Origin of the sequence: Haloarcula sp. Atlit-47R, from assembly GCF_003665985.1 — an archaeon.
Classification (GTDB): domain Archaea; phylum Halobacteriota; class Halobacteria; order Halobacteriales; family Haloarculaceae; genus Haloarcula; species Haloarcula taiwanensis.
Genome location: NZ_QPLQ01000001.1, coordinates 72560 through 92705, shown reverse-complemented (window position 1 = coordinate 92705; position 20146 = coordinate 72560). Strand labels below are relative to the sequence as shown.

General features: G+C 63.2%; 26 protein-coding genes and 1 tRNA gene. 16 read left to right on the top strand and 11 right to left on the bottom strand.

The features are described from left to right. Positions 1 to 5 precede the first annotated feature (5 nt). The 7 genes from DVK00_RS00520 to DVK00_RS00490 all read left to right on the top strand — a co-directional run bounded on the left by DVK00_RS00520 (position 6) and on the right by DVK00_RS00490 (position 4635). Positions 6 to 893, top strand: a complete 888-nt coding sequence (locus DVK00_RS00520; protein WP_101350448.1) for a branched-chain amino acid ABC transporter permease — start codon at positions 6 to 8, stop codon at positions 891 to 893. Beyond that, positions 890 to 1954: a branched-chain amino acid ABC transporter permease gene (locus DVK00_RS00515; RefSeq protein WP_101350447.1), complete on the top strand. Its 1065-nt coding sequence runs from the start codon at positions 890 to 892 to the stop codon at positions 1952 to 1954. The genes DVK00_RS00520 and DVK00_RS00515 overlap by 4 nt, the downstream gene beginning before the upstream one ends. Further along, a complete protein-coding gene (locus DVK00_RS00510; protein ID WP_101350446.1) occupies positions 1947 to 2732 on the top strand; it encodes an ABC transporter ATP-binding protein in 786 nt (261 codons plus the stop codon). The genes DVK00_RS00515 and DVK00_RS00510 overlap by 8 nt, the downstream gene beginning before the upstream one ends. A gap of 2 nt (positions 2733 to 2734) precedes the next feature. Then, positions 2735 to 3484: an ABC transporter ATP-binding protein gene (locus DVK00_RS00505; RefSeq protein ID WP_101350445.1), complete on the top strand. Its 750-nt coding sequence runs from the start codon at positions 2735 to 2737 to the stop codon at positions 3482 to 3484. A 3-nt stretch (positions 3485 to 3487) separates the two neighbouring features. Beyond that, positions 3488 to 3901 (top strand): universal stress protein, encoded by a 414-nt coding sequence (locus DVK00_RS00500; RefSeq protein WP_101350444.1) that lies wholly within the window; start codon positions 3488 to 3490, stop codon positions 3899 to 3901. 78 nt (positions 3902 to 3979) lie between these two features. Continuing rightward, positions 3980 to 4053 (top strand) — tRNA-Thr (locus DVK00_RS00495). Between the two features lie 276 nt (positions 4054 to 4329). Further along, a complete protein-coding gene (locus tag DVK00_RS00490) occupies positions 4330 to 4635 on the top strand; it encodes a hypothetical protein (RefSeq protein ID WP_121535090.1) in 306 nt (101 codons plus the stop codon). A gap of 51 nt (positions 4636 to 4686) precedes the next feature. Here DVK00_RS00490 and DVK00_RS00485 read toward each other — a convergent pair whose 3' ends face one another. The 4 genes from DVK00_RS00485 to DVK00_RS00470 form a co-directional block, all read right to left on the bottom strand. Next, a complete protein-coding gene (locus tag DVK00_RS00485; RefSeq protein WP_101350442.1) occupies positions 4687 to 5727 on the bottom strand; it encodes an NAD(P)-dependent alcohol dehydrogenase in 1041 nt (346 codons plus the stop codon). 150 nt (positions 5728 to 5877) lie between these two features. Continuing rightward, on the bottom strand, positions 5878 to 6513 hold the full coding sequence (locus tag DVK00_RS00480) for a PGF-CTERM sorting domain-containing protein (protein WP_101350441.1): 636 nt from the start codon (positions 6511 to 6513) through the stop codon (positions 5878 to 5880). Between the two features lie 54 nt (positions 6514 to 6567). Further along, positions 6568 to 6810 (bottom strand): flagella cluster protein, encoded by a 243-nt coding sequence (locus tag DVK00_RS00475; protein ID WP_101350440.1) that lies wholly within the window; start codon positions 6808 to 6810, stop codon positions 6568 to 6570. A gap of 42 nt (positions 6811 to 6852) precedes the next feature. Then, positions 6853 to 7716, bottom strand: a complete 864-nt coding sequence (locus DVK00_RS00470) for a heme-copper oxidase subunit III (protein WP_101350439.1) — start codon at positions 7714 to 7716, stop codon at positions 6853 to 6855. 166 nt (positions 7717 to 7882) lie between these two features. Here DVK00_RS00470 and DVK00_RS00465 point away from each other — a divergent pair, with 166 nt between their 5' ends. The 3 genes from DVK00_RS00465 to DVK00_RS00455 all read left to right on the top strand — a co-directional run bounded on the left by DVK00_RS00465 (position 7883) and on the right by DVK00_RS00455 (position 9901). Beyond that, positions 7883 to 9229, top strand: a complete 1347-nt coding sequence (locus DVK00_RS00465; RefSeq protein WP_121535089.1) for a hypothetical protein — start codon at positions 7883 to 7885, stop codon at positions 9227 to 9229. After that, a complete protein-coding gene (locus DVK00_RS00460; protein WP_101350437.1) occupies positions 9226 to 9537 on the top strand; it encodes a C2H2-type zinc finger protein in 312 nt (103 codons plus the stop codon). Before DVK00_RS00465 ends, DVK00_RS00460 begins: the two co-directional genes overlap by 4 nt. A 79-nt stretch (positions 9538 to 9616) precedes the next feature. Then, positions 9617 to 9901, top strand: a complete 285-nt coding sequence (locus DVK00_RS00455) for a DNA-directed RNA polymerase subunit L (protein WP_005538371.1) — start codon at positions 9617 to 9619, stop codon at positions 9899 to 9901. A gap of 2 nt (positions 9902 to 9903) precedes the next feature. Here DVK00_RS00455 and DVK00_RS00450 read toward each other — a convergent pair whose 3' ends face one another. Beyond that, positions 9904 to 10752 (bottom strand): hypothetical protein, encoded by an 849-nt coding sequence (locus DVK00_RS00450; RefSeq protein ID WP_101350436.1) that lies wholly within the window; start codon positions 10750 to 10752, stop codon positions 9904 to 9906. Between the two features lie 296 nt (positions 10753 to 11048). After that, positions 11049 to 11864, bottom strand: a complete 816-nt coding sequence (gene hisF / locus DVK00_RS00445) for an imidazole glycerol phosphate synthase subunit HisF (protein ID WP_121577085.1) — start codon at positions 11862 to 11864, stop codon at positions 11049 to 11051. A 116-nt stretch (positions 11865 to 11980) separates the two neighbouring features. Between hisF and DVK00_RS00440 the strand changes: the two genes are divergently transcribed. From DVK00_RS00440 to DVK00_RS00430, 3 genes are all read left to right on the top strand, one after another. Next, a complete protein-coding gene (locus DVK00_RS00440; RefSeq protein ID WP_101350434.1) occupies positions 11981 to 12172 on the top strand; it encodes a hypothetical protein in 192 nt (63 codons plus the stop codon). Positions 12173 to 12266: 94 nt separating this feature from the next. Then, a complete protein-coding gene (locus tag DVK00_RS00435; protein WP_121535086.1) occupies positions 12267 to 13478 on the top strand; it encodes an FIST signal transduction protein in 1212 nt (403 codons plus the stop codon). 3 nt (positions 13479 to 13481) lie between these two features. Continuing rightward, positions 13482 to 14699: a HAMP domain-containing sensor histidine kinase gene (locus tag DVK00_RS00430; RefSeq protein WP_101350432.1), complete on the top strand. Its 1218-nt coding sequence runs from the start codon at positions 13482 to 13484 to the stop codon at positions 14697 to 14699. On the opposite strand, the gene purL is transcribed toward DVK00_RS00430, so the two are convergent. Further along, positions 14700 to 16865, bottom strand: a complete 2166-nt coding sequence (gene purL / locus DVK00_RS00425; RefSeq protein ID WP_121577084.1) for a phosphoribosylformylglycinamidine synthase subunit PurL — start codon at positions 16863 to 16865, stop codon at positions 14700 to 14702. A 325-nt stretch (positions 16866 to 17190) separates the two neighbouring features. On the opposite strand from purL, the gene DVK00_RS00420 reads away from it, so the two are divergent. After that, positions 17191 to 17556: a hypothetical protein gene (locus tag DVK00_RS00420; RefSeq protein ID WP_101350430.1), complete on the top strand. Its 366-nt coding sequence runs from the start codon at positions 17191 to 17193 to the stop codon at positions 17554 to 17556. A gap of 67 nt (positions 17557 to 17623) precedes the next feature. Here the strand turns inward: DVK00_RS00420 and DVK00_RS00415 are convergent, their stop codons facing one another. Continuing rightward, the gene (locus DVK00_RS00415; protein ID WP_101351457.1) at positions 17624 to 17956 is read right to left on the bottom strand and encodes a hypothetical protein; all 333 of its coding nucleotides are present in this window, start codon (positions 17954 to 17956) and stop codon (positions 17624 to 17626) included. A gap of 305 nt (positions 17957 to 18261) precedes the next feature. Continuing rightward, the gene (locus DVK00_RS00410) at positions 18262 to 18798 is read right to left on the bottom strand and encodes a hypothetical protein (RefSeq protein ID WP_101350429.1); all 537 of its coding nucleotides are present in this window, start codon (positions 18796 to 18798) and stop codon (positions 18262 to 18264) included. A gap of 89 nt (positions 18799 to 18887) precedes the next feature. Here DVK00_RS00410 and DVK00_RS00405 point away from each other — a divergent pair, with 89 nt between their 5' ends. Both DVK00_RS00405 and DVK00_RS00400 read left to right on the top strand, forming a co-directional pair. Continuing rightward, positions 18888 to 19121: a DUF2249 domain-containing protein gene (locus DVK00_RS00405; protein ID WP_101350428.1), complete on the top strand. Its 234-nt coding sequence runs from the start codon at positions 18888 to 18890 to the stop codon at positions 19119 to 19121. Beyond that, positions 19118 to 19435 carry a cupin domain-containing protein gene (locus tag DVK00_RS00400; RefSeq protein ID WP_101350427.1) on the top strand — a complete coding sequence of 106 codons (318 nt, stop codon included), beginning with the start codon at positions 19118 to 19120 and terminating at the stop codon, positions 19433 to 19435. Before DVK00_RS00405 ends, DVK00_RS00400 begins: the two co-directional genes overlap by 4 nt. Positions 19436 to 19517: 82 nt before the next feature. On the opposite strand, the gene DVK00_RS00395 is transcribed toward DVK00_RS00400, so the two are convergent. Then, a complete protein-coding gene (locus DVK00_RS00395; protein ID WP_101350426.1) occupies positions 19518 to 19790 on the bottom strand; it encodes a hypothetical protein in 273 nt (90 codons plus the stop codon). Continuing rightward, the gene (locus DVK00_RS00390; protein WP_233560769.1) at positions 19787 to 20071 is read right to left on the bottom strand and encodes a DUF2249 domain-containing protein; all 285 of its coding nucleotides are present in this window, start codon (positions 20069 to 20071) and stop codon (positions 19787 to 19789) included. Before DVK00_RS00390 ends, DVK00_RS00395 begins: the two co-directional genes overlap by 4 nt. Between the last annotated feature and the right edge of the window lie 75 nt (positions 20072 to 20146).

The window sequence follows — 20146 nt, the reverse complement described above, 5'->3', positions numbered from 1 at the left end:
GAGCGATGGCTGCCACCCAGTTCGTCGTCAACGGCCTGCTGGTCGGTGCGCTGTTCGCAGGCGTGGCGGTCGGATTCGCGCTCATCTGGGGCGTCGTCGACATCATCAATCTCGCCCACGGCGAGATGGTGATGCTCGGCGGCTACACCTCTTACTGGGTGCTGACGCTGATTACCGGGAACGCGGAGGGGTCGCCGCTCCTGTTTCTGGCGACCATCCCGGTCGCCATCGCCGTACTGTTCGGAATCGGCTACGCGCTCCAGCGAACGCTGGTCTCGCGCGTCATCGGAACCGACATCTTCCTCACACTGCTGGTGACCTTCGGCGCGAGCATCGCCATCCAGCAACTGGCGATACAGGCGTGGTCGGCGAACCCGCGGTCGATTCAGGTCAGCTTCGCGGACCCGTCGATGACTCTCGCCGGTATTGTCGTCCCGAAGATGAAACTTGTCGCCTTCGCCGGCGCGCTCGTCCTCACTGCGCTCATGTACGTGTTCCTCCAGAAAACACGGACCGGACGAGCGATACGGGCCGTCTCACAGAACCCCGAGGCCGCGGCGCTGGTCGGCATCGACGTCGAGCACACCCGCGCGGTGACCTTCGGCGTCTCATCGGCTATCGCCGGCGGTATCGGCGCGTTCATCGCCGTCATTCTGAACATCCAGCCGCAGATGGGGCTCATCTACACGCTCAAGAGCTTTATCATCGTGGTCTTTGGCGGCGTCGGAAGCATCCCCGGCGCGCTCATCGGCGGCCTGTTGCTCGGCTCGGTCGAGGAACTGGTCGCCGGCTTCGCGTCCTCGCAGTGGACGCTCGCAGTGAGCTTCTCGCTGCTCATCGTCTTGCTCATTCTCAAACCGAAGGGCCTGTTCGGCCAGGAGGCTGACCAATGAGCACGACTGACGAGGAGTCTGGCGGCGTCCTCCGGTCGATTCTTCCGCCGGAGCAAGTCGACCGGTTCCTCGGGACCTGTGACGACTACGGCTGGCCGCTTCTCGGTCTTGGAGCACTGGTTGCAGCCTCGTTCCCTCTCCTCGGCCTCGAAGGCGGGTACTACATGACAGTGCTCACCGAGATGTTCCTGTTTGCCATCCTGGCGCTCTCCTGGGACATCGTCGGCGGACAGACCGGCTATCCCAGTTTCGGGAACATGGCCTTCTTCGGTATCGGCGCGTACGCGACGGCCATCCTGACGAAGGACTTCGCCCTCGCGTTCCCGGTCGCGTTCCTGCTGGCCGGCTTGCTCGCCGTCACCTTCGCAGCTATCATCGGCATCGTCGTGCTTCGGCTCCGTGGCCACTACTTTGCCATTGCGACGCTGGGCGTCCTGCTGGTCGCGCAACAGGTCTCCCGCATCCTCGATATCACCGGTGGCGCCAGCGGCAAGATACTGCTGGAGACGCCGTCGGCCGAGACCTTCTACTACCTGTTCCTCGGCGTTCTCGTCTTCGAGATGGGGCTCGTCTACTACCTCTCGGGGACGCGCTTTGGCTTCGTGCTGAACGCCATCCGCGACGACGAGGAAAAGGCCACGGCGATGGGGTTCAATACCACCTACTACAAGACAGCCGCGTGGATGCTGGCCGGCCTGTTCACGGGCTTTGCCGGGGCCGCGTACAGCCTGTTCAACACGTTCATCGACCCCCAGACCGCCTACAACGGCGCGTGGAACGTGGAGCTCATCGCGATGGCGCTGCTGGGCGGGTCCGGCACCGTTGCCGGCCCCGTCATCGGCGCGTTCGGCCTCCACACCATCATCGAACTCGTGGAGACGTACGCCGTCGGGTGGCAGCTCGTCTTGCTCGGTGGGGCCGTCATCATCACTGTTATCGGCTTCCCCAAGGGGGTCGTCGGAACGCTCAGCGAATACGCGAGCCAGATGGACTACTACAAGCACGGCGGCATGGCCGCCACAGATACTGACGACGGATCGGAGGTGAGTGCCGATGAGTAAAGCGACGAGCGGCCCGGTGACCGACACGGACAGCGACCGTGCGGTGTTGCAGACGGACGGCGTCACGAAGCGCTTCGGCGGGCTGACCGCCGTCGACGACGTGGACATCGCAATCCACAGCGGCGAAATCGTCGGCCTCATCGGGCCGAACGGCGCGGGCAAGTCCACGCTGTTCAACTGCATCACCGGCACGCTGACGCCCGACGAGGGCCGGGTCTACCTGCAGGGCGAGGACGTGACGGACTGGCCCGAACACAAAATCGCGCGGGCCGGCCTGGGCCGGATGTTCCAGGAAACCCGCATCTTCGGGGACATGACCGTCCGCGAGAACCTGCTGCTTGCGGCACAGGAGGGCGGCGCTGACGTCTCAAGCCTCATGCGTCGCCCCGACAGTTCGCTGCTCGCCCGGACGGACGAATTGCTGGACTACGTCGACCTCGGCGGGCTGGCCGAGACCCGCGCCGGGCGGATGAGCTTCGGCCAGCAGAAGCTACTCGAGTTCGCGATGGAGCTGATGTCGGAACCGGAGATCCTGCTGATGGACGAACCGGCCGGTGGCATCAACCCCTCGATGCTTGGGAATCTCATCGACTACATCCGCAGTGCCAACGAGGAACAGGAGTCGACCATCTTCCTCATCGAACACAACATGGACTTCGTCATGGACATCGCCGACCGCATCTACGTCCTGGCCCACGGCGAACGTATCGCTGAGGGGACGCCCCAAGAGATACAGAACGACCAGCGCGTGCTCGACGCGTACCTCGGGAGGGAGTAAGTATGGCATCCACACCAGACGCCACGGGCGACTCGACCGGGGAGCCGGTGCTTCGGATGGAGAACGTCACAGCCGGCTACGGCAACACGACGGTGTTACACGACGTGAGCATCGCTGTCGAGGACGAACAGGTCGCCTGTCTCATCGGTCCGAACGGCTCGGGGAAGTCCACGCTGATGAAGAGCATCTACGGCTTCGCGGATGTCCAGACCGGGACAGTATCGTTTCGGGGCGAAGACATCACTGGCCGGTCGCCACAGCAGAACCTCAGCAACGGGATGAGCTACGTGCTGCAAGATGCCAGCGTCTTCCCGGGGATGAGCGTCCACGAGAACATGCTGATGGGCGGGTACGTGTTCAACGACGACGACCGCGCCGCCGCCCGTGCCGAGGAACTGTACGCGGAGTTCCCGGTGCTCGCCGACCTCCGGAGCCAGTCTGCCGGCACCCTCTCGGGCGGCCAGCGTCGCCTGCTGGAACTGGCCCGCGCGCTAATGGTTGAACCGGACGTGATGATGCTCGATGAGCCGTCTATCGGACTCGAACCGCGGTTTATCGACGACGTGTTCGAGCGCATCAAGCAGCTCAACGACCTCGGGACGACCATCCTGCTCGTCGAACAGAACGCCGAAAAGGGGCTCTCTATCGCCGACCGGGGCTTCGTGCTCGCAAGCGGCGAAATCAAGTTCACCGGCACGGGGACCGAACTGCTTAACGACGAGGAAGTCGGACGCTTGTATCTAGGAGGGTAAAACATGTACACGATACTTGTCCCAGTCGATGCCGATGAAGACCGCGCTCGTGGCCAGGCCGCCTTCGTCGCGGAGCTACCGTCTGCCGAGACCGAGATCAAGGCCGTAATCACACATGCACTGACCAAGGAAGAGGCGGAAGCGCCCGAGGAGATACGCAACGTCGAGCGGATCTCGACAGTCAGGCTCGTACGCGACTATCTCGAGGACCACGATGTCGATGTCCAGCTAGCTGAGGGCCAGCAGCCGCCGGCTGACGGCATCATCGACCTAGCCGAGGAGTTCGACGTCGACCAGATCGTCATGGGGTCCAGAAAGCGGTCACCGACCGGCAAGGCCGTGTTCGGGAGCGTCTCTCAGCAGGTCCTGCTTGAGGCGGACGACCCGGTCACCGTCGTCGGGTCCCGAGCTGAGTGAGAACGTCTCTCTCGGTGGCGCCGATTCGCAATCCTTATTGCGGTTATGCGTCCAACAACTGATGTACGCGAGCGACGCGCCGGTGTAGCTCAGACTGGCAGAGCGAATCCTTCGTAAGGATTAGGCCGAGGGTTCAAATCCCTCCACCGGCTTTCCGCTTTTGAATGTTGGTTTACGGGTTAGCCGTGTATTCTACCGAAGGCGGTTTGTCGACAGTTACAGGAACTGTGTCACTGTTCCGACGGTGCTCCGCAAGCTAATATAAAAATGAACCTCAGCAGTGATGCGATACGGCAACGGACTGCCGGGCGGAATTTCTAGCCGTAAACGATGGTCACACAGCACGAATTACTGGCGGAGACTGCGGTGTGCCCGCGAGACCGGCACGACGGACGCACGTGCGGACAGTCAGATGGAGTGTGGTTCTGATGGATTTCCGAAACGCCTGGCACCGCGACACCGACGAAGACGTCTGTTGCATCGCCTGCGGTGAAACGGTCGCCCGGTCGGACGCCCGAGAGTACGATAAGTACGGGGACCGCTGGAACCGCGACGGCAAGTCCTTCGAATATCTGTGCAAGCCCTGCTACCAAGAGTACTGTCACTTCGGCCGGGCCGGGCTGGAAGACCGACTCGAAGCGGCCGGTGCCGGGACCGTGAGTCGAGACACGTTTCTCAGACGCTATCATGATCTGGCCGAGGACACAGAGCAGACCCGCGCCGACGGTCACTGAGCCGGACGGTGGGTCCTCCGCCCGGCGATGGGATACCGTCTCGGGAACGGTTCAGGGCGTTATAACCGCTCTCCCGTCGATATCCCGGTTTTCCAGCATCTGTGCGACGGTGTTCACCTCGCTGAGGTCGTACTGGGTCGTGTGGAGGGTAACCGCGCCGCGGTCGACGAGTGCGACCAGTTCCTGCAGCTCGGTGTACTGACCGACGATGTTTCCCTGATAAGCGAATTCGCCGTTGACGAGCGCCTGCGCGGGCTCGTGGATATGGCCGCCGTAGCCGATGATGTGGTGGTCGCCGCCGGCGGCACAGATATCGGGCGCGAGCGCCGTCGTCTCATCGGCCCCGACGAAGTCAAGGACTTGTGCGGCACCGACGCCATCGCTGATGGCTTCGACCTCGGCGGCGACGTCTTCGCTTTCTGGGTTGATGGTGTAGTGTGCACCGAGGTCGGCGGCGAGGTCGCGAGCGGACTGCTTGATGTCGACGGCGACGAGGTCGGCGGCACACATGGCGTCGAGGCACTGGAGGCCGATGTGACCGAGGCCGCCGATGCCGATAACGACCGCTGTGTCGCCGGGATTGAGTCCGTCGACGGCCTTCTTCGCCGCGTGATAGGCCGTGATACCGGCGTCGGCGTGCGGGGCGATGTCAGCCGGGTCGACGCCATCGGGGAGCGGGATGACCGACCGGTCGCTGGTCAGTAACTGGTCGGCGAAGCCGCCGTCGGTCGTCAGTCCGTTGAACGCGTCGTTCTCGCAGTACATGGTCTCACCTTGCCGGCACGGTCGGCAGGTCCCACAGGTCTGGACCGGGTGGCAGATGACTTTGTCGCCTTCCGAGACGATGTCGACGTCGTCGCCCGTTTCGACGACTGTGCCGGCGTTCTCGTGGCCCAGCGTCATCGGGAGGTCCTGCGGGACGTACTGCTCCCACATTCCCTCGATGATGTGATTGTCAGTCTGGCACCAGCCGGCTCCGTCGACTTCGACGATGACATCATCTCCGGCTGCGACCTGTGGCGCACCTACGTCGTCTATCGAGAGCCCGTTCGACATGTCGTGCGTGTACTCGTGGAGTCTGGCTGCGCGCATCGTCCTGTCTCCGGACGAAACGACAATAAACCCATATTATAAAACATCGTATATATTGGCTGTATCGTTGTCCACCCGTCTGGAAGAGTGTCGGGCAGTCGGTCGGCGTTGCGTCCGAATATAAAAACAGCGGTGCGGTGACGCAGCTACTCAGTCCCGACTGGCAAGCAGCGCGGCCCCCAGCAGTGCCACGACGGCGACGGGAATTCCCATACCGGGACCGAAGGCCGACGAGGGCGCGGGGCTGGTCGCGCGGATTGGGTCCTCGACCGGCTCATCAGCCGCGTACTCCCAGACAGCGGTCTCGTTTTGAACGATATCAGCGTTCGAAGACGAGATGTCGGCGGGCATCGTCAGCCGGTACTCGACTGCGACGCCGTCGCCGAAGGCCACATCAGTATCCTCGTTCGCAGTGACGAACGTCCGGTCTTCGAACGTGACGTTGCCCCCGCTCGCGTTGACCGACACATCGCTTTCCGGGCCGGGGTTCCAGTCCGTGAATGTCATCGAGAGCGTGACGTTCTCACCCTCCAGTTCTTGTTCGTACGTGTAGTTCGACATTCGACTGGTGTTCACGTCGGCCAGAAGATATCCTTCGACCGAGTCATAGCCTTCCTGCTGGGCCTGATTCTGAAGCCCGTCGTACACTGACGGGGACATTTCGAGGGTCAGGTCGTACTCCGAAACTGTGCCGTCGGCGGCCACAGTCGAATCAACCGTCGCCGTCACACAGCCGGATAGCACGACGAGGGCAGCGAGGCCGATTGCGGGGATAATCCGATGCATACCTCACCGAATCGGATGCGGTGGAATAAGCCTTGTTACCGAAGTCGGTCCGGCTCAATGTGTCAGGACCAGCAGCTGGTCATCAGTCCGGACCAGACAGAAGGGCGACCCGGGGTTTCCGAAGGTATTTGTCCGTTTGTCGCTGATAAAGAGCGTCTCGAACTCGTTGCCACAGGCCGGACAGGCGAACCCCTCTCGGTTCGACAGCGTCATCGTACCCCGGTCGTCTTTCAGCAGCTTGAGCCCGTGTCGGTACTCGTGAACGTCAAAGCTCCCGCTGATGTCTAGCCGATCCATACGTGTGAAACGAGCGGCGGCCGTCTAAAACTCGTCGGCGACTTACACCAGGTTCGCGCCCATGTAGAGCACGACGACGAGGAAGATCCAGACGATATCGACGAAGTGCCAGTACATCGACGCCGTCGAGACGGAGGTGTGCCGTTCAGCCGAGTACTGCCCGTAGTACCCGCGGATGAAGACAATACCGAGGAGCACAGCGCCCATCGTGACGTGGAGCCCGTGGAGCCCAGTCAGCCCGTAGAACGCGGACCCGTAGATGCCGCCACCGATTGTAAAGCCCTTGTGAACGATGAACTCGTAGTACTCGTAGACCTGTCCGCCGATGAAGACGATGCCCAGTAGCAGCGTCGCGCCCAGCAGCTTCAGGAACCGGCTGCGGTCCCCGTTACGGAGCGCGACGTGACTGAAGTGCAGCGTCACGGAGCTGGCAATCAGAATCAGCGTGTTAATAATCACCAGCGAGCCGAACACTTCGGGCACTGCCGCCTGTGTCCAGACCTCGCCGCCGCGCACAATGAAGTAGTACACGAAGCCAGCGCCGAACGTGGCGATTTCGCTCCCGAGAAACAGGAGCATGGCGAACTTCAGCGTCTTGTCCGAGTGGTAGTCCGTCCCGCGCTCCCAGAAGTCCGAGACGAAGGCGTGGTACAGCCAGCCGTAGATGCCAACGAGGAAGAGGCCGACACTCCCGGCCATCGCTCCTGCCCCGACAGTCTGGCTGACAAGCGCGTTCTCACCCATCGAGAGCACGAGCAGGGCCGCGCTGACGTAGATGCCCGAACCACCGATCGCCGTCACAAAGGGCCACCAGCTGGCCTCGCCGAACCCGTGGGGCCAGTCCTCCGTCGCCGGGAGGTGGTGGTCCCCGTGCCCGTCGTCCGCGTGTTCATCGGAGACACTCATACTAGGGCCCTTGCGAACGGAATACTAAAAGCCCATCCAATTCCCTGCGGCCTGTGCCACCGCAACCCCGATCCGACGGGTGCCTCGCCGGCATCCCGGAAACTACACGGGGGCGAAGCCCCAACTATCGACGATGACATCTGGGAGGCGTCGCACAGTCGCGCTTGTGGTGTGTGGGCTGGGCTGGCTGGCCGCGACAGGGACGGCGAGCGCACACGGCGGCAGTCTCGCCGGCGGCGGCCGCGAGTCACTGACGATCCCGACGTGGCTCTTTCTGAGTACCGGCGGCGCGGCCGTCGGCGCGTCGTTCCTGCTGGCGTCGTTTGTCACTGACCGCGCGTTCATTGAGCGCATCCACGACTGGGGGCGACCGCTGTCGGGTAATTTCGAAGGCATCCTCCGGCTCGCTGGGCAGCTCATCGGGCTTGCCGGACTCGCCGCAGTGTTCGTCGTCGGCTTCATCGGGCCGACGAACGCCCGGACGAATCTCGCAATACTGCTCGTCTGGGTCGGCTGGTGGGCTGGGCTGACGATGACAACGTACCTCGTGGGGAACAGCTGGGCGACGCTCAATCCGTTCAAGACCCTCGCTGGGTTCCTCCCGACACTCGACCGCAGCTACCCGGCCCGCGTCGGGTCGTGGCCCGCCGTCGGTGGCCTGCTCGTGCTGGTATGGGTAGAGGTCGTCAGCCCGCTCGCTGACCAGCCCCGACTGCTCGCGTCAGTTGTCGCCGGCTACGCTGTGGTGACACTCGCGGGCGCGCTCGTGTTCGGGCCTGACGACTGGTTCGCTCACGCCGACCCGGTGGAACGGGTGTTCCGCTACTACGGTCGCTTTGCACCCATCGGCCGCGATGAGGACGGACTCCGGCTCCGCCTCCCCGGCATGGACCTCTCGACGCCGCGGCTGGTCGACGGGCCTGACGAGGTCGCCTTCGTGATCGCTTTGCTGTGGGTCACGACCTACGACGGACTGGTCACGACACCGGTCTGGCGGGACCTGACGACGCCACTCGTCGCAGCCGGTGTCCCGCCGCATCTCCTGTATCCGGTCGCGCTCGCTATCGGCTTCACCGGCTTCCTCGGTGTGTACCGACTCGCGGTCCGGCTCTCCCGCGATATGTCGGACACGTATCTGACCCCGGCGGTTCTCGCACGGCGGTTCGCGCCGCCGCTCGTCGCCATCGCCGTCGGCTATCATTTCGCGCATTACCTCGGATACTTCCTCGTCCTCGCACCCTCACTGGCCGTCGCGCTCACGTCGCCGTTTGCGAATCCGGCAGTAGTGCCGACCGTCGACCTGCCGGCGTGGTTCGGCGCGGTCGCGCTCGCGTCGGTCATCGTCGGTCATCTGGTCGCTATCTGGGTGGCCCACGCCGCCGCATACGACCTGTTTCCCGCGCGACTGCAGGCGATTCGGTCGCAGTACCCGTTCATCGCGGTCATGGTGTTTTATACGATGACGAGTCTCTGGGTCGTCTCACAGCCGGAGGTGGCACTCCCACATCTATGACTGACACAGCAACCCAGCCGGTAGCTGATACGGCAGCGACAAGTACCGACGACGAACCAGCCTACGATGTCCCGGCCGACGCCACGGCCCACACGTGTTCGTACTGCGGCCGGCCGTTCGCCCGCGAGTCTTGGCTCGCGCTCCACCGCGGTCTGGCCCACCCTAACGAACTCGGCGACGAGGAGATTGAGGCCTTTCGAGCGGCCCACAGCGAGGAGGAAGAGTCGCTTTCGACGTTCCGACTCCAGGCACTGGGCGCGCTCGTACTCCTCTACTTTGGCTTCCTGATGGTGTACGCACTCGTGTAGTCTCCGGGTGTCACGCTGTCACCGACACAGCGGACGGGAAGCGAAGCGTTGATGGGTCGCAGGTGACCAACAGATGGGTATGGACCTTCGCGTTATCGACAAATCCGACACGGAACTCTCTATCGAAATCGCCGGTGAGGACCACACGTTCATGAACGTCATCAAAGGGGCGCTGCTGGAGACAGAGGGCGTCACGGCGGCGACCTACGACGTGAACCCGGAACAGTCCGGTGGCCAGACGGACCCGGTGCTGACAATCAAGACCGAGGAGGGCGTCGACGCGCTGGAAGCGCTCGAAGACGGAACCGACGCCGTCATCGAGAAGGCAGACAGCTTTACCGACGCGTTCGAAGCCGCCGCGTAATTCTAACAGAGCACGTACGTGACGAACACGCGTTCGTCCGGACCGACGTGGATGTCGAGACCGATCAGTCCGTCCTCCGCTCTCTGAATCCTGTTGCCTCGCTCAATGTAGCTGTCGACGAGTGCGGTCGCCAGTGCCGTCTCGTTCTGGTACTGGCTGAGTGACTGTGGCGTCCGGTCGTAGGCCACCTCGTAGCTGACCACGACTGGGCGCTCACAGGAGGGGGCGAACCGGGAGACCCCCTCGCGCGTCGGCCGCTCGCCGTTGTCGTATCGCGCGTCGACACGGCCCTTGTTGTAGTAGGCTGCGGCGTCGTCTAGGGTCGCGTTCCGCGAGACCGTCCCGCCGCCGACGCCCGACCGCCGGACGTTGTACACGTCGACGTAGGTGCCCTCGACTGCGGCGAGCGAGAGCGAGTCGACGGTGTCGCCGCTTCCGGCGGGGGATGCGATCTGCGGTGGGCCGGCGGGGGTTTCGGCGGCGAAGCCCGGCAGCGTGATGCCGCCGACAGCAGCAAGCACAATGAGGCCGAGCAGCAGTGCCACGGCGGCGTAGCCGAGCACGTACTTCGTTTCGAGCACGTCCAGCCAGCCGGTCTTTATATCATCCAGCGGATCGTCCTCCGGCGGCCCCGTCCGTCGCTCGAAGTTACTCCCGCCACAGCGTTTGCACGGCGGCGAGTTCTTCTGGTGCTGGCGACCGCAGTCCAGACAGACCCATCTGGGGCCGCCCTCGACGACTTCTTCGTTGACTTGCGTCACGGCCTCCTCGAAGGAACCGTGCCCGCAGTTGTCACACGGCGGGTCATTTTCTTCGTGAGGTTTGCCACACCACTCACACCGCCATTTCATTGGTGATGCTCCGTGGTGGGCGGATAAAGCCTGCCCGATGCTAGGCCACGGCGCTGTGACTCTCTGGAGCCGTACCCCCACTGTCGCTCAGCCAGTTGACGCCCCGGGTACGACCTCCCCCACGGACGGATGCTGCCAGCGACTGCCGAATCTGTGCCCGCTAACGCCGACAGCTGATACCGAACGCCGAGACGCGGAAAAAACCGAGGCCATCCGAGACGCCCAGAGAACTGCGTCATACAAAGAAAGAGACAGGTACGGCTATTTACTATTTCGACCCCAGGCCGGGGACGGTGTTACAGTCGGACCGGAATCCCCTTGCCGCCGAGATACTCCTTGGTCTCGGCGATGGAGTACTCGCCGAAGTGGAAGATAGAGGCGGCGAGACCGGCGTCCGCGCCGGCATCGACGAACACTTCTTCCATGTCGGCCGGGCTCCCACAGCCAGAGGAAGCGATAACCGGCGTCGAGACGGTGTCACAGACGGCTTTCATCAGCGGGATGTCGTAGCCATCCTTGGTCCCGTCGGCGTCGATAGAGTTGACGAACAGCTCGCCCGCGCCGCGCTCTTCTGCTTCGGTGGCCCACTCGATGACGTCCAGTCCAGTTCCCTCGCGCCCGCCCTTGACGGTGCATTCGAACCAGCAGGACTCGCCGTCGACCTCGGTGTAGTGCTCGCCGTCGTTGTCAAAGCGCCGCCGGGCGTCGACGGAGATGACGATGCACTGGCTCCCGAAGGCTGCCGCGCCCTCGTTGATGAGGTCCGGTTCGGCGATGGCCCCGGAGTTGATCGATACCTTGTCCGCACCGGCCCGCAGCGTCTCTTTGATGTCGGCGCGCGTCCGGATGCCACCGCCGACGGTCAGCGGGATGAACACCTCGTCGGCCACGGCCGACACTGTATCGAGCATCGTCTCGCGACCCTCGGCGGAGGCGGTGATATCCAGAAAGACGAACTCGTCGGCCCCGGACTCGTTGTAGGCCTTTGCCATCTCGACCGGGTCGCCGGTGTACTCCAGATCCTCGAAGTTGACTCCCGTGTACACTGCCGCGTCACCGTTCTCGTCTACGTCCACGTCGATACAGGGGATGATCCGTTTCGTGAGCGTCATTCGATAGTTGTGGATTCGACACAACGCCGCTTGACCGTTTCGACTGGTGCAAGTGTCTGGCCGATACGCAGTGCCAATCCGACAGCTACACGTACGACGCTCCTGAACCACCGACTATGGCAGACGACCACCACGAGGAGGACCGGCCGGATTACGACCCCGAACACGTCGAACTCCCCGCGCGCGAACCGCCGCTTCGCTCGACGGCCCCACAGAGCGCGTTCACCATGTCGCAGGTCGGCACAGGGCTCGGCGTACTGCTGGTCGGACTGGTTCTCACCTTCGGTCTCGCGCTGGCGCTGGCCTGAGACGGTCGATAAGGCCTCGCCGACCGGCATAAATATCAGATCTGATATTCCTGGGGAGGGGTATATAGGCTTACACGTCAATAACTGTTGTACGATGTCGCCCCAGTCAGACGCACGTACGGCGGTCGCTACGGGAACGTCAGTGGCGACTGCTGGGAAACGCGCTGGCCGGGAGGCGACAAGCACTGCTCGTGACCGGCTTGACGCCGAGCGAGTGGATTTCTGTCAAGTGTTTGCTAGCTCGGAGTTCGATGCTGAAGCCGTTCTGGCGGGCGTGAATGCGCTCGTCGGCGACGAGACAGCCGTTGTCGGCTGTACGGCCAGTGGCACGTTCACCGAGGAGCGAGCGATGGATACCGGCGTGGCCGTCACGCTCGTTACCAGTGATTCGTTCCGGTTCGATACGGCCCTTGCTGCTGGCCTCAGCGACAACACCCGTGGGACTGTCAGAGACGCTGTCCGGTCGCTTCCTGGAAACATCGAAGAACCGTACCAGTCAGCGATCGTTCTCCACGACGGTCTCGCAGGTGTCGGTGAGCAGTTGTCGTTGTCGGTCCAGCGACGGCTCGGCCCCTATGTTGAATTCGCAGGTGGGGCAGCGTCTGACGGTCTCCGGATGGAGTCAACGCCGGTGTTTTGTGATGCGTCAGTTGTCGAGGACGCAGTCGTTCTCGTACTCGTTTCCGGCGAGAAACGTCCGATCATTACTGTCAACCACGGTCACAGCCCCATCTCGGAGCCTTGGGAGGTAACTGATGTCTCCGGAAACGTGGTTCACGAACTCAACGGTGAGCCAGCCTTCGACGTGTGGAAAGACGCCGTCCGAGACCACGTTGCGGAGACGTTAGGGGTCGCGGTCGATGATGTCCCCGTCGGTTCAGCGCAGCTCAGGAAGCTCATGGTCGCATACCTGTTTGGCATCGACCAGGGTGACACCTACAAGATTCGCTGGCCACGGACTGCGATTGAAGAGACTGGCGCACTGCAGTTCGCCGTCGATATTCCGGCGGGGACTGTCCTTCGGATAATGCATGGCGACAGAAGGGACCAGATCAGGTCCGCCGAGCAGGCTGCTGTCGACGCTGTCTCGCTGTGCGACGGTAATATCGCCGGCGCGTTCGTCTACGACTGCGCGTGCCGTCAGATTCTCTTCGACGACGCGTTTCCGGCGGCTGTCGACGGTATCACGTCGACCCTGTCGGCTCCAGTCGCTGGGTTTGAGACGTACGGGGAGCTGTGTATGCAGGCCGGACAGCTCAGTGGCTTTCACAACACGACAACGGTGCTTTTCGCACTGCCGGAGTAACAGATGGATCGAACAGGACTCGTTTCAAAGTTCGCAGAAACGGTGGGCATCGAGAAGGCGTCAGCTATCGTCGACGACGCGATAGCCGACCTCGGTATCAGCGACGAAACGGAGATAGACAACACGGATGCACAGGACATCTGTGATATAATCCAGCACAACCATGAGGGATACGTCGCACTCGTCGCGAGTGAACTCCGCGTACAGCTGGCGGCACAGGAACGATTTGACGCGCTTCTGGGAAACATTCCGAACCCGGCTGTCGTCGTCGGGTTCGAGCAGCGAGAACCGTACGTCAAGTCGATCAACGAAGCGTTTGCGGAGTCGTTTGGCTACGACCAGACGGATGCAGTCGGAGCGAAGCTTCGGACACTCCTTGCGCCACCCGGGTCCGACGCCGAAGGTATCAGGACAGACTGGTGGGAACAGACCGGTCAGTCAGAGCAAGAGGTCAGACGGATGACCGCATCAGGCGAGGTCCGGACCTATCTGTTCCGGAGTACGATTGTCACCCGTGACAGCAGCCAGCTGGAAGGGTTCGGGATATACACCGACATCACAGATCGAAAGCGCCGGGAACAACAGCTGAAACACCAGAACGAGCGGCTCGACGAGTTTGTCAGTATCGTCAGCCACGACCTTCGGAACCCGTTGAACATCGCCTCCGGTCGCACCCACCTCCTGCTTGATGACATTGAGGATGGGGCTGTGCAGGAAGGGCTACAGGAGATCGCTGCAGCACACGACCGGATGGCCCAGATTCTCGATGATACGCTGACGCTCGCGCGGCAGGGGCGAGTCGTCGGAGAGACCGCGAGCGTCTCCATCGAAACCGTCGCCGCCGACGCGTGGCAACAGGTCGAAACCGAGGACGCAACGCTTACCATCGAAACCGAAGCGACCGTCGAGGCGGACGCCGAGCGCCTCCAGCAGCTCTTCGAGAATCTCTACCGGAACGCCATCGAGCACGCGGGCGCTGACTGCTCCGTTGTTGTGTCTGTGCCCGAGAGACACGGGCAGAGTGGGTTCTCCATCGCGGACGATGGTCCCGGTATTCCACCGGACGACCGTGAGCTGGTGTTCGAACACGGTTACTCAACGAACTCGGACGGGACAGGGTTCGGCCTATCAATCGTTCAGAGCATCGCTGAAGCACACGGCTGGTCGGTCACAGTCACAGAGAGTGAGATGGGCGGGACGCGGTTCGATATCCGCTGGTAATCAGGCCAGTTCGTCGTCGATAACGGACCGCAGAGCGGCGATTTCCGCGGCGTCGTACTGCAGTTGCTCGTCGGTGACGGTGATATCGAGGTGGTTCGAGCCGGTGGCCGCACCGAGCTCCGTCACCGGCGCGACGCCATCGAAGGCCTCACGGACTGCTGCCGGGTCGGTCGTCTCGAACACGACGCGGCCGGGCCGCTCGTTGAACAGGAGTCGGTTCTTGGTCCCGCGGTCGACCGTTTCGATTTCGACCGACGCGCCGGCGTCCTCGTGGACCATCTCCGCAAGTGCCACCGCGAGGCCGCCGTGGCTCACGTCGTGGCTCGCCAGTACGTGGTCGGCGTCGGCGACCTCGGCAACGGTCTCGACGACCTCCGTCGTATCGGCGGGGAGGGCGGGGAAGCGGTCGGTTCCGCCGAACTGCGCGGTGTACTCAGAGCCGCCCAGCCGCGGGTCGGTCTCGCCTTCCAGCGCGGTGTCGCCGACGACCACGAGCGTTCCCTCACCGGACAGCGACAGCGGCGGAGCGTCGTAGCCTTCCTTGACCCCGACCAGTGCGAGCGTCGGCGTGGGCGGAATCGGCCCCTCCTGGGAGTCGTTGTACAGCGAGACGTTGCCGCCGACGACCGGCACGTCGAGGTCGCTGCACATGTCGGCCAAGCCATCGACGATGCCTTTGAAGCCGCCGTAAACGTCCGGCTTCTCGGGGTTTCCGCCGTTCAAGCAGTCCACGGCCGCGTGGGGCGTCGCGCCCTTCGCGGCGACGTTGGTGGCGTTCTCCAAGGCGACGGCGCGAGCGCCCTCGTAGGGGGCCGCGTCGGTCCAGTTGGGGTCCGCGCCGGCCGAGAAAGCGAGGCCGGTGCCGGCTTCGCGGATGGCGAGCAGGGCGGCGTCGTCCCCCGGCAGGACGCTCGTGCGGACCTGCACCTCGTGGTCGTACTGGCGGTACACCCACCGCTTCGAGGCGCAGTTCGGACTGGCGACGATGCGCTCGAAGGCTTCCTCCAGTGACACGGTCGGCAGGTTCCGTTCCTGTTTCGGTGGCGCGTCGCTCGGCAGGTCGTTCATCGGCGCACCGTCCCCGAGGAACGCGGCGTCCACGTCGACGACCGTCTCGCCCTCGAAGGTACAGACGTAGTTCGTACCCGGCTCGGTGAGTTCGCCGATGACCGAACAGCCGAGGTCGAACCGCTCGGCGAGTTCGGCCACGCGGTCGACGTTCTCCGGCGCGACCTCGTAGACCATCCGCTCCTGGCTCTCGGCGAGCAGGTACTCCATGGCGTTCATGTTTGGCTCGCGCTCGTGGACGCGGTCGAGTTCGATGCGCGCGCCGAGGCCGCCCTTGGCGACGAGTTCCGAAGACGCCCCACCGAGGCCAGCGGCCCCGAGGTCGCGGGCCGACTCGACGAGGCCCTCGTCCAGCAGCGCCTCGTTGCACTCGATGAGCAGTTTCTCCGAGTACGGGTCGCCGACCTGCACAGCCGGCCGGTCCTCCGTTTCGGCGTCCTCGGCGAGGTCCTCGCTGGCGAATGACGCGCCGCCGAGGCCGTCCCGGCCCGTCGCGTTGCCGACGAGGACGAGCTTGTTGCCCGGCTCCTGTGCCTCGGCGGTGATGGTCCGCTCGGGTTCCAGCAGGCCGATACAGGAAACGTTCACGAGCGGGTTCCCCTTGTAGTCGTCGTGGAAGGCGACGCTGCCGGTGACGGTCGGGACGCCGATACAGTTCCCGTAGTGGGAGATACCCTCGACGACGCCCTCGAAGAGATAGCGGGAGTGCTCTCGGTCGAAGTCGCCGAAGTACAGGCAGTCGGCCAGCGCGATGGGATACGCGCCCATCGACAGTGTATCGCGGACGATGCCGCCAACGCCCGTCGCCGCCCCGTCGAAGGGGTCGACGTAGGACGGGTGGTTGTGGGACTCGACGCCCATCGTGATGTACATCTCCTCGCCGTCACCGTGGGACGGCAGGGAGACGACGGCTGCGTCGTCGCCGGGGCCGATGACGACCTGCTCGCCCTCGGAGTCGAACGCCGACAGCAGGGGGCGAGAGGAGCGATACGCGCAGTGTTCGCTCCAGAGGTTCTCGAAGAGAGCGGCCTCCGCCCGTGTCGGCTCCCGACCGATCTCCTCGACCACGAGTTCGTGGTCCGCGTCGGACAGGCTCATTACCTCGTCGTGGCCGCCCACAAGATAAGTCCCTTTCCATGCACCCGCGCCGGCAGCACACGAACGTACAACAGCGTCGGGAGCACACGTCCCACGCGAGGTGAGTGACCCGTTCAACGACCCGCAGCCAATAGCTGAAACGCATGTCTGACTACGAGCTTCCACTGCCCTCGACTATGGTTTTCAGGAAGTGAAGATGAAGACGTAGCGCAGTCATAATGAGGTCCTATGCCGGTATTCTGCAGGAACCACACGGAACTCCTTTTTCAAATCAGATAACTGGCCCTCGCAGTATATATGGCCGCTAGACGTACCCCGGTACAGGATGGGGTCTGCGGATAGCGACTGGCTGACGCTGGAGGGGAGTTCCTTCTCTGTCCGGTCGTTCTCCAGCGTGTGGGCGGTGGCGCTGGCGACCTACGGCGTCGGCGACGTGGTTACTACCATCGCCATCGTCTATTTCGTCCCGACGTTCACCGAGGCGAATCCCGCGATTCGGTGGGCGATCCAGTCGTTCGGCGGCGGTGGCTTCCTCGGACTCAAACTGCTTGTTATCTACTGTTGTCTCGGCTTGAGCATCTGGGGCGGCGTGCTGGAGGAAGACCCACTGCTCTACTACGGCCCGCCGGTGCTCCTGACAGTGCTTGGCCTCGTCGTGACCGGCTTCAATCTCACGCTCCTGTTTTCTTGAAAACTCCCACAGGCGCACCCCTTCGAAGTAGCGACGCTAGCAAGTGAGACGTCCCAGCGGGACCGGGCTACGCAACCGTCGTGTTGCTGGTGGGTGTCCCGTTCGACTCGTCGGTAGCCGGTGTCGGGGTTTCAGTCAGGAGCGCACTCGGTGGCGGCGAGCCACTTCCGCCGCTCTCGGTCGGCGTAGAGTCGGTTCCGGCCGGTGTCTCTGCCGAGGGTGACTCTGTCGGAGTAGGCGGCGTCTCAACGGCGGGCTGGTTGGGAGCCGGGTCGTTAGTGTCGGTGAGACCGAGAGTTCCGACACCAGCGCCGATGGCGGCGAGTAAAACGAGAAGGACGAGTCCCAGAAGCCGCTTGTTGTAGGTCCCGTCCGCATCTCGGACGATGCCGCTACTCATGTCAGTTTCGCCCCCGGCTGGCTGTGGCATCGCGGTGGAAGTGCAATACTATCATTTTTTGGCACGCTGTTACCCTTTTCGTAGAGAGACCCCTCCACGGTCCCACCAGGCCACCGATATCCCACCCCAGTCGACTCGGCTTACGATATGTCGCCCAGCAGACCGTATAATGGTTTCCATGTTTTCAGCCGTCACAAAAGGTTGGTTCTCCCCGCAGTATTCTGCCAGTGTGGTTGCCCGGACCGACTGCCAGCGGATATGCTTCACGAGGTCACTGAGCACGCTACGCTGCGGGCTGTCGGCTGTCAGAACGGGACGCTCTCGTCGGACGCTTCGCCTTCATCGTCGGCTTGGAGTTCACCGGTGTGTCGGTACCGTGTCTCGAGTTGCTGGAGTTTGTCGTTGATACTCGTACTCTGGTGGTGATCCGGGCTTACGCGAACGCGGACAAGATCGTACTCGTGGCGGTCCGAGAGCCCATTCCAGGCGCGGAACGCGCCGACAGTCAGCGTGTCGCTCTGGGGGCAGAACTCGGTCGTCGGCGTGAACTCCGCTCTGAGAACACTGCCGCCGTCGGGTTCACGGCCGTAGCGGAAGCCCGCGTCCGGGTGCCGATGGTCGAGGTTCAGCCGTGCGAGGTTGTACCCGAAGGTCATGTCGTACACGCCACGCTCGTCGAACAGGTCCATCGTGAGGCGGTGGAAGGCAGCGTGGTCGGCACCGGTCAGTACCGCTGTCTCAGACAGAAACGGGCCGGGGTCGGGGTTGTGTTCGAGAACGAAGGTTCCATAGCTGTCAAACCCGACGTCTGAGCCGCCGCGGAGGCCGGAGAGAAGGCTCATAGTAGAGTGAACGGGTGGCACACTTCAGGGCCTACTCCCGAACGTGTTCGGGGCAACCCCCTCCCCGACTCCCGGCGAACACGCAGGTGATGCCAGCAACCACACTCGACCTGCGTGAGACGCCGCCGCCCGAGCGACACTCGAAGATACACGACTCCTTTGAGGCGCTGTCGTCCGGGGAGACGCTTCGGATCATCAACGACCACGAACCGAAGCCACTGTTCTACGAAATGCAAGCCGAGGTCGAGGCGTTCGACGCGGCGAACTACCAGTGTGAGCAGGACGGTCCAGAAAAGTACGTCGCGGACCTCCCGAAACAATGAGCGAATCTACTGCCGCAAAAACGGAGCGAGCAACGCTCGACGGCGGTGAAGACGGCCGGACGAGGTTGTTTGACGGGGAGCCGAAGACGGTCCAGTTGACGCTTGGTGCGGGCGAGTCGATTCCGGCGCACAAGCATCCCGGTCGGGACATCGTGTTCGTCCTCCGTTCAGGCGCTGTGGACCTGACGCTCGGTGACGAGACGCTGTCACTCTCTCCCGGTGATGTCGTCCGGTTTGACGGGGATCAGGACATCTCCCCCACCGCAGCGGCGGACAGCGAGGCACTGCTCGTTCTGGCGGCGTCGTCGGAGTAGGCGCATACTGGTCGGCTGTCTCTTCGTTCGGACATCGTATTCTGCGGACGCACTAGTCGCCAGGGGAGTACGACCGCTCGCCTCACTCGAACAGGGAAATCGCCGTTTCGATCCGCTCGTCGTCCGCGTTCTTTGCCGCGTCCTGAAGACTTGCACGGGGGACAGCGAGCAGTCGCTCGACGAGCCGCTCGCTCAGTTGTTCCACCGCCAGCCGCTGGGCAGCCGTCAGGTCACCGTCCTGCTGGAGCTGTGACAGCGTCTGTTCGAGTTGCTCCTGCTGAATCTTCGCACCGCGGCTGTTGATACGAGCGACCGCTTCGTCGACATCGACAGGGGACTCCGTGTTCCGACTCATCTTCGCCAGATGACCGTCACTGTCGTGTCCTCGGTCTCAACACTTTCGAAGTCGTATCCTCTGTCTTCGAGTTTCGGATAGAGGTGCTGTGGGGCACGGTCGTTGAACTGGACGAGAACAGTATCGTCGTCGAGGTCCGCAAGCAACTCCAGCGTCTGCTTGAGCGGCTTCGGCGGCCCCAGCGACTGCACATCGAGGGATTCCGTCGGCGCGTCATCGGGCGCATCGGTTTCCGAAACCAGGGCCGCGGTCTGGGCTGTTGGCTGGTGGTTCGGCGTCATGTGTTCTCGTTCGGTTGTAAGCGGGCCGACCCTTTTCCCGAACATATTCGGCCACACTGCCAGCAGGGACAGCAC

Coding starts and splice junctions, on each gene's coding strand:
- DVK00_RS00520 (WP_101350448.1), top strand. CDS start 6: ATGGCTGCCACCCAGTTCGTCGTCAACGGCCTGCTGGTCGGTGCGCTG.
- DVK00_RS00515 (WP_101350447.1), top strand. CDS start 890: ATGAGCACGACTGACGAGGAGTCTGGCGGCGTCCTCCGGTCGATTCTT.
- DVK00_RS00510 (WP_101350446.1), top strand. CDS start 1,947: ATGAGTAAAGCGACGAGCGGCCCGGTGACCGACACGGACAGCGACCGT.
- DVK00_RS00505 (WP_101350445.1), top strand. CDS start 2,735: ATGGCATCCACACCAGACGCCACGGGCGACTCGACCGGGGAGCCGGTG.
- DVK00_RS00500 (WP_101350444.1), top strand. CDS start 3,488: ATGTACACGATACTTGTCCCAGTCGATGCCGATGAAGACCGCGCTCGT.
- DVK00_RS00490 (WP_121535090.1), top strand. CDS start 4,330: ATGGATTTCCGAAACGCCTGGCACCGCGACACCGACGAAGACGTCTGT.
- DVK00_RS00485 (WP_101350442.1), bottom strand. CDS start 5,727: ATGCGCGCAGCCAGACTCCACGAGTACACGCACGACATGTCGAACGGG.
- DVK00_RS00480 (WP_101350441.1), bottom strand. CDS start 6,513: ATGCATCGGATTATCCCCGCAATCGGCCTCGCTGCCCTCGTCGTGCTA.
- DVK00_RS00475 (WP_101350440.1), bottom strand. CDS start 6,810: ATGGATCGGCTAGACATCAGCGGGAGCTTTGACGTTCACGAGTACCGA.
- DVK00_RS00470 (WP_101350439.1), bottom strand. CDS start 7,716: ATGAGTGTCTCCGATGAACACGCGGACGACGGGCACGGGGACCACCAC.
- DVK00_RS00460 (WP_101350437.1), top strand. CDS start 9,226: ATGACTGACACAGCAACCCAGCCGGTAGCTGATACGGCAGCGACAAGT.
- DVK00_RS00455 (WP_005538371.1), top strand. CDS start 9,617: ATGGACCTTCGCGTTATCGACAAATCCGACACGGAACTCTCTATCGAA.
- DVK00_RS00450 (WP_101350436.1), bottom strand. CDS start 10,752: ATGAAATGGCGGTGTGAGTGGTGTGGCAAACCTCACGAAGAAAATGAC.
- hisF (WP_121577085.1), bottom strand. CDS start 11,864: ATGACGCTCACGAAACGGATCATCCCCTGTATCGACGTGGACGTAGAC.
- DVK00_RS00440 (WP_101350434.1), top strand. CDS start 11,981: ATGGCAGACGACCACCACGAGGAGGACCGGCCGGATTACGACCCCGAA.
- DVK00_RS00435 (WP_121535086.1), top strand. CDS start 12,267: ATGTCGCCCCAGTCAGACGCACGTACGGCGGTCGCTACGGGAACGTCA.
- DVK00_RS00430 (WP_101350432.1), top strand. CDS start 13,482: ATGGATCGAACAGGACTCGTTTCAAAGTTCGCAGAAACGGTGGGCATC.
- purL (WP_121577084.1), bottom strand. CDS start 16,865: ATGAGCCTGTCCGACGCGGACCACGAACTCGTGGTCGAGGAGATCGGT.
- DVK00_RS00420 (WP_101350430.1), top strand. CDS start 17,191: ATGGGGTCTGCGGATAGCGACTGGCTGACGCTGGAGGGGAGTTCCTTC.
- DVK00_RS00415 (WP_101351457.1), bottom strand. CDS start 17,956: ATGAGTAGCGGCATCGTCCGAGATGCGGACGGGACCTACAACAAGCGG.
- DVK00_RS00410 (WP_101350429.1), bottom strand. CDS start 18,798: ATGAGCCTTCTCTCCGGCCTCCGCGGCGGCTCAGACGTCGGGTTTGAC.
- DVK00_RS00405 (WP_101350428.1), top strand. CDS start 18,888: ATGCCAGCAACCACACTCGACCTGCGTGAGACGCCGCCGCCCGAGCGA.
- DVK00_RS00400 (WP_101350427.1), top strand. CDS start 19,118: ATGAGCGAATCTACTGCCGCAAAAACGGAGCGAGCAACGCTCGACGGC.
- DVK00_RS00395 (WP_101350426.1), bottom strand. CDS start 19,790: ATGAGTCGGAACACGGAGTCCCCTGTCGATGTCGACGAAGCGGTCGCT.
- DVK00_RS00390 (WP_233560769.1), bottom strand. CDS start 20,071: ATGACGCCGAACCACCAGCCAACAGCCCAGACCGCGGCCCTGGTTTCG.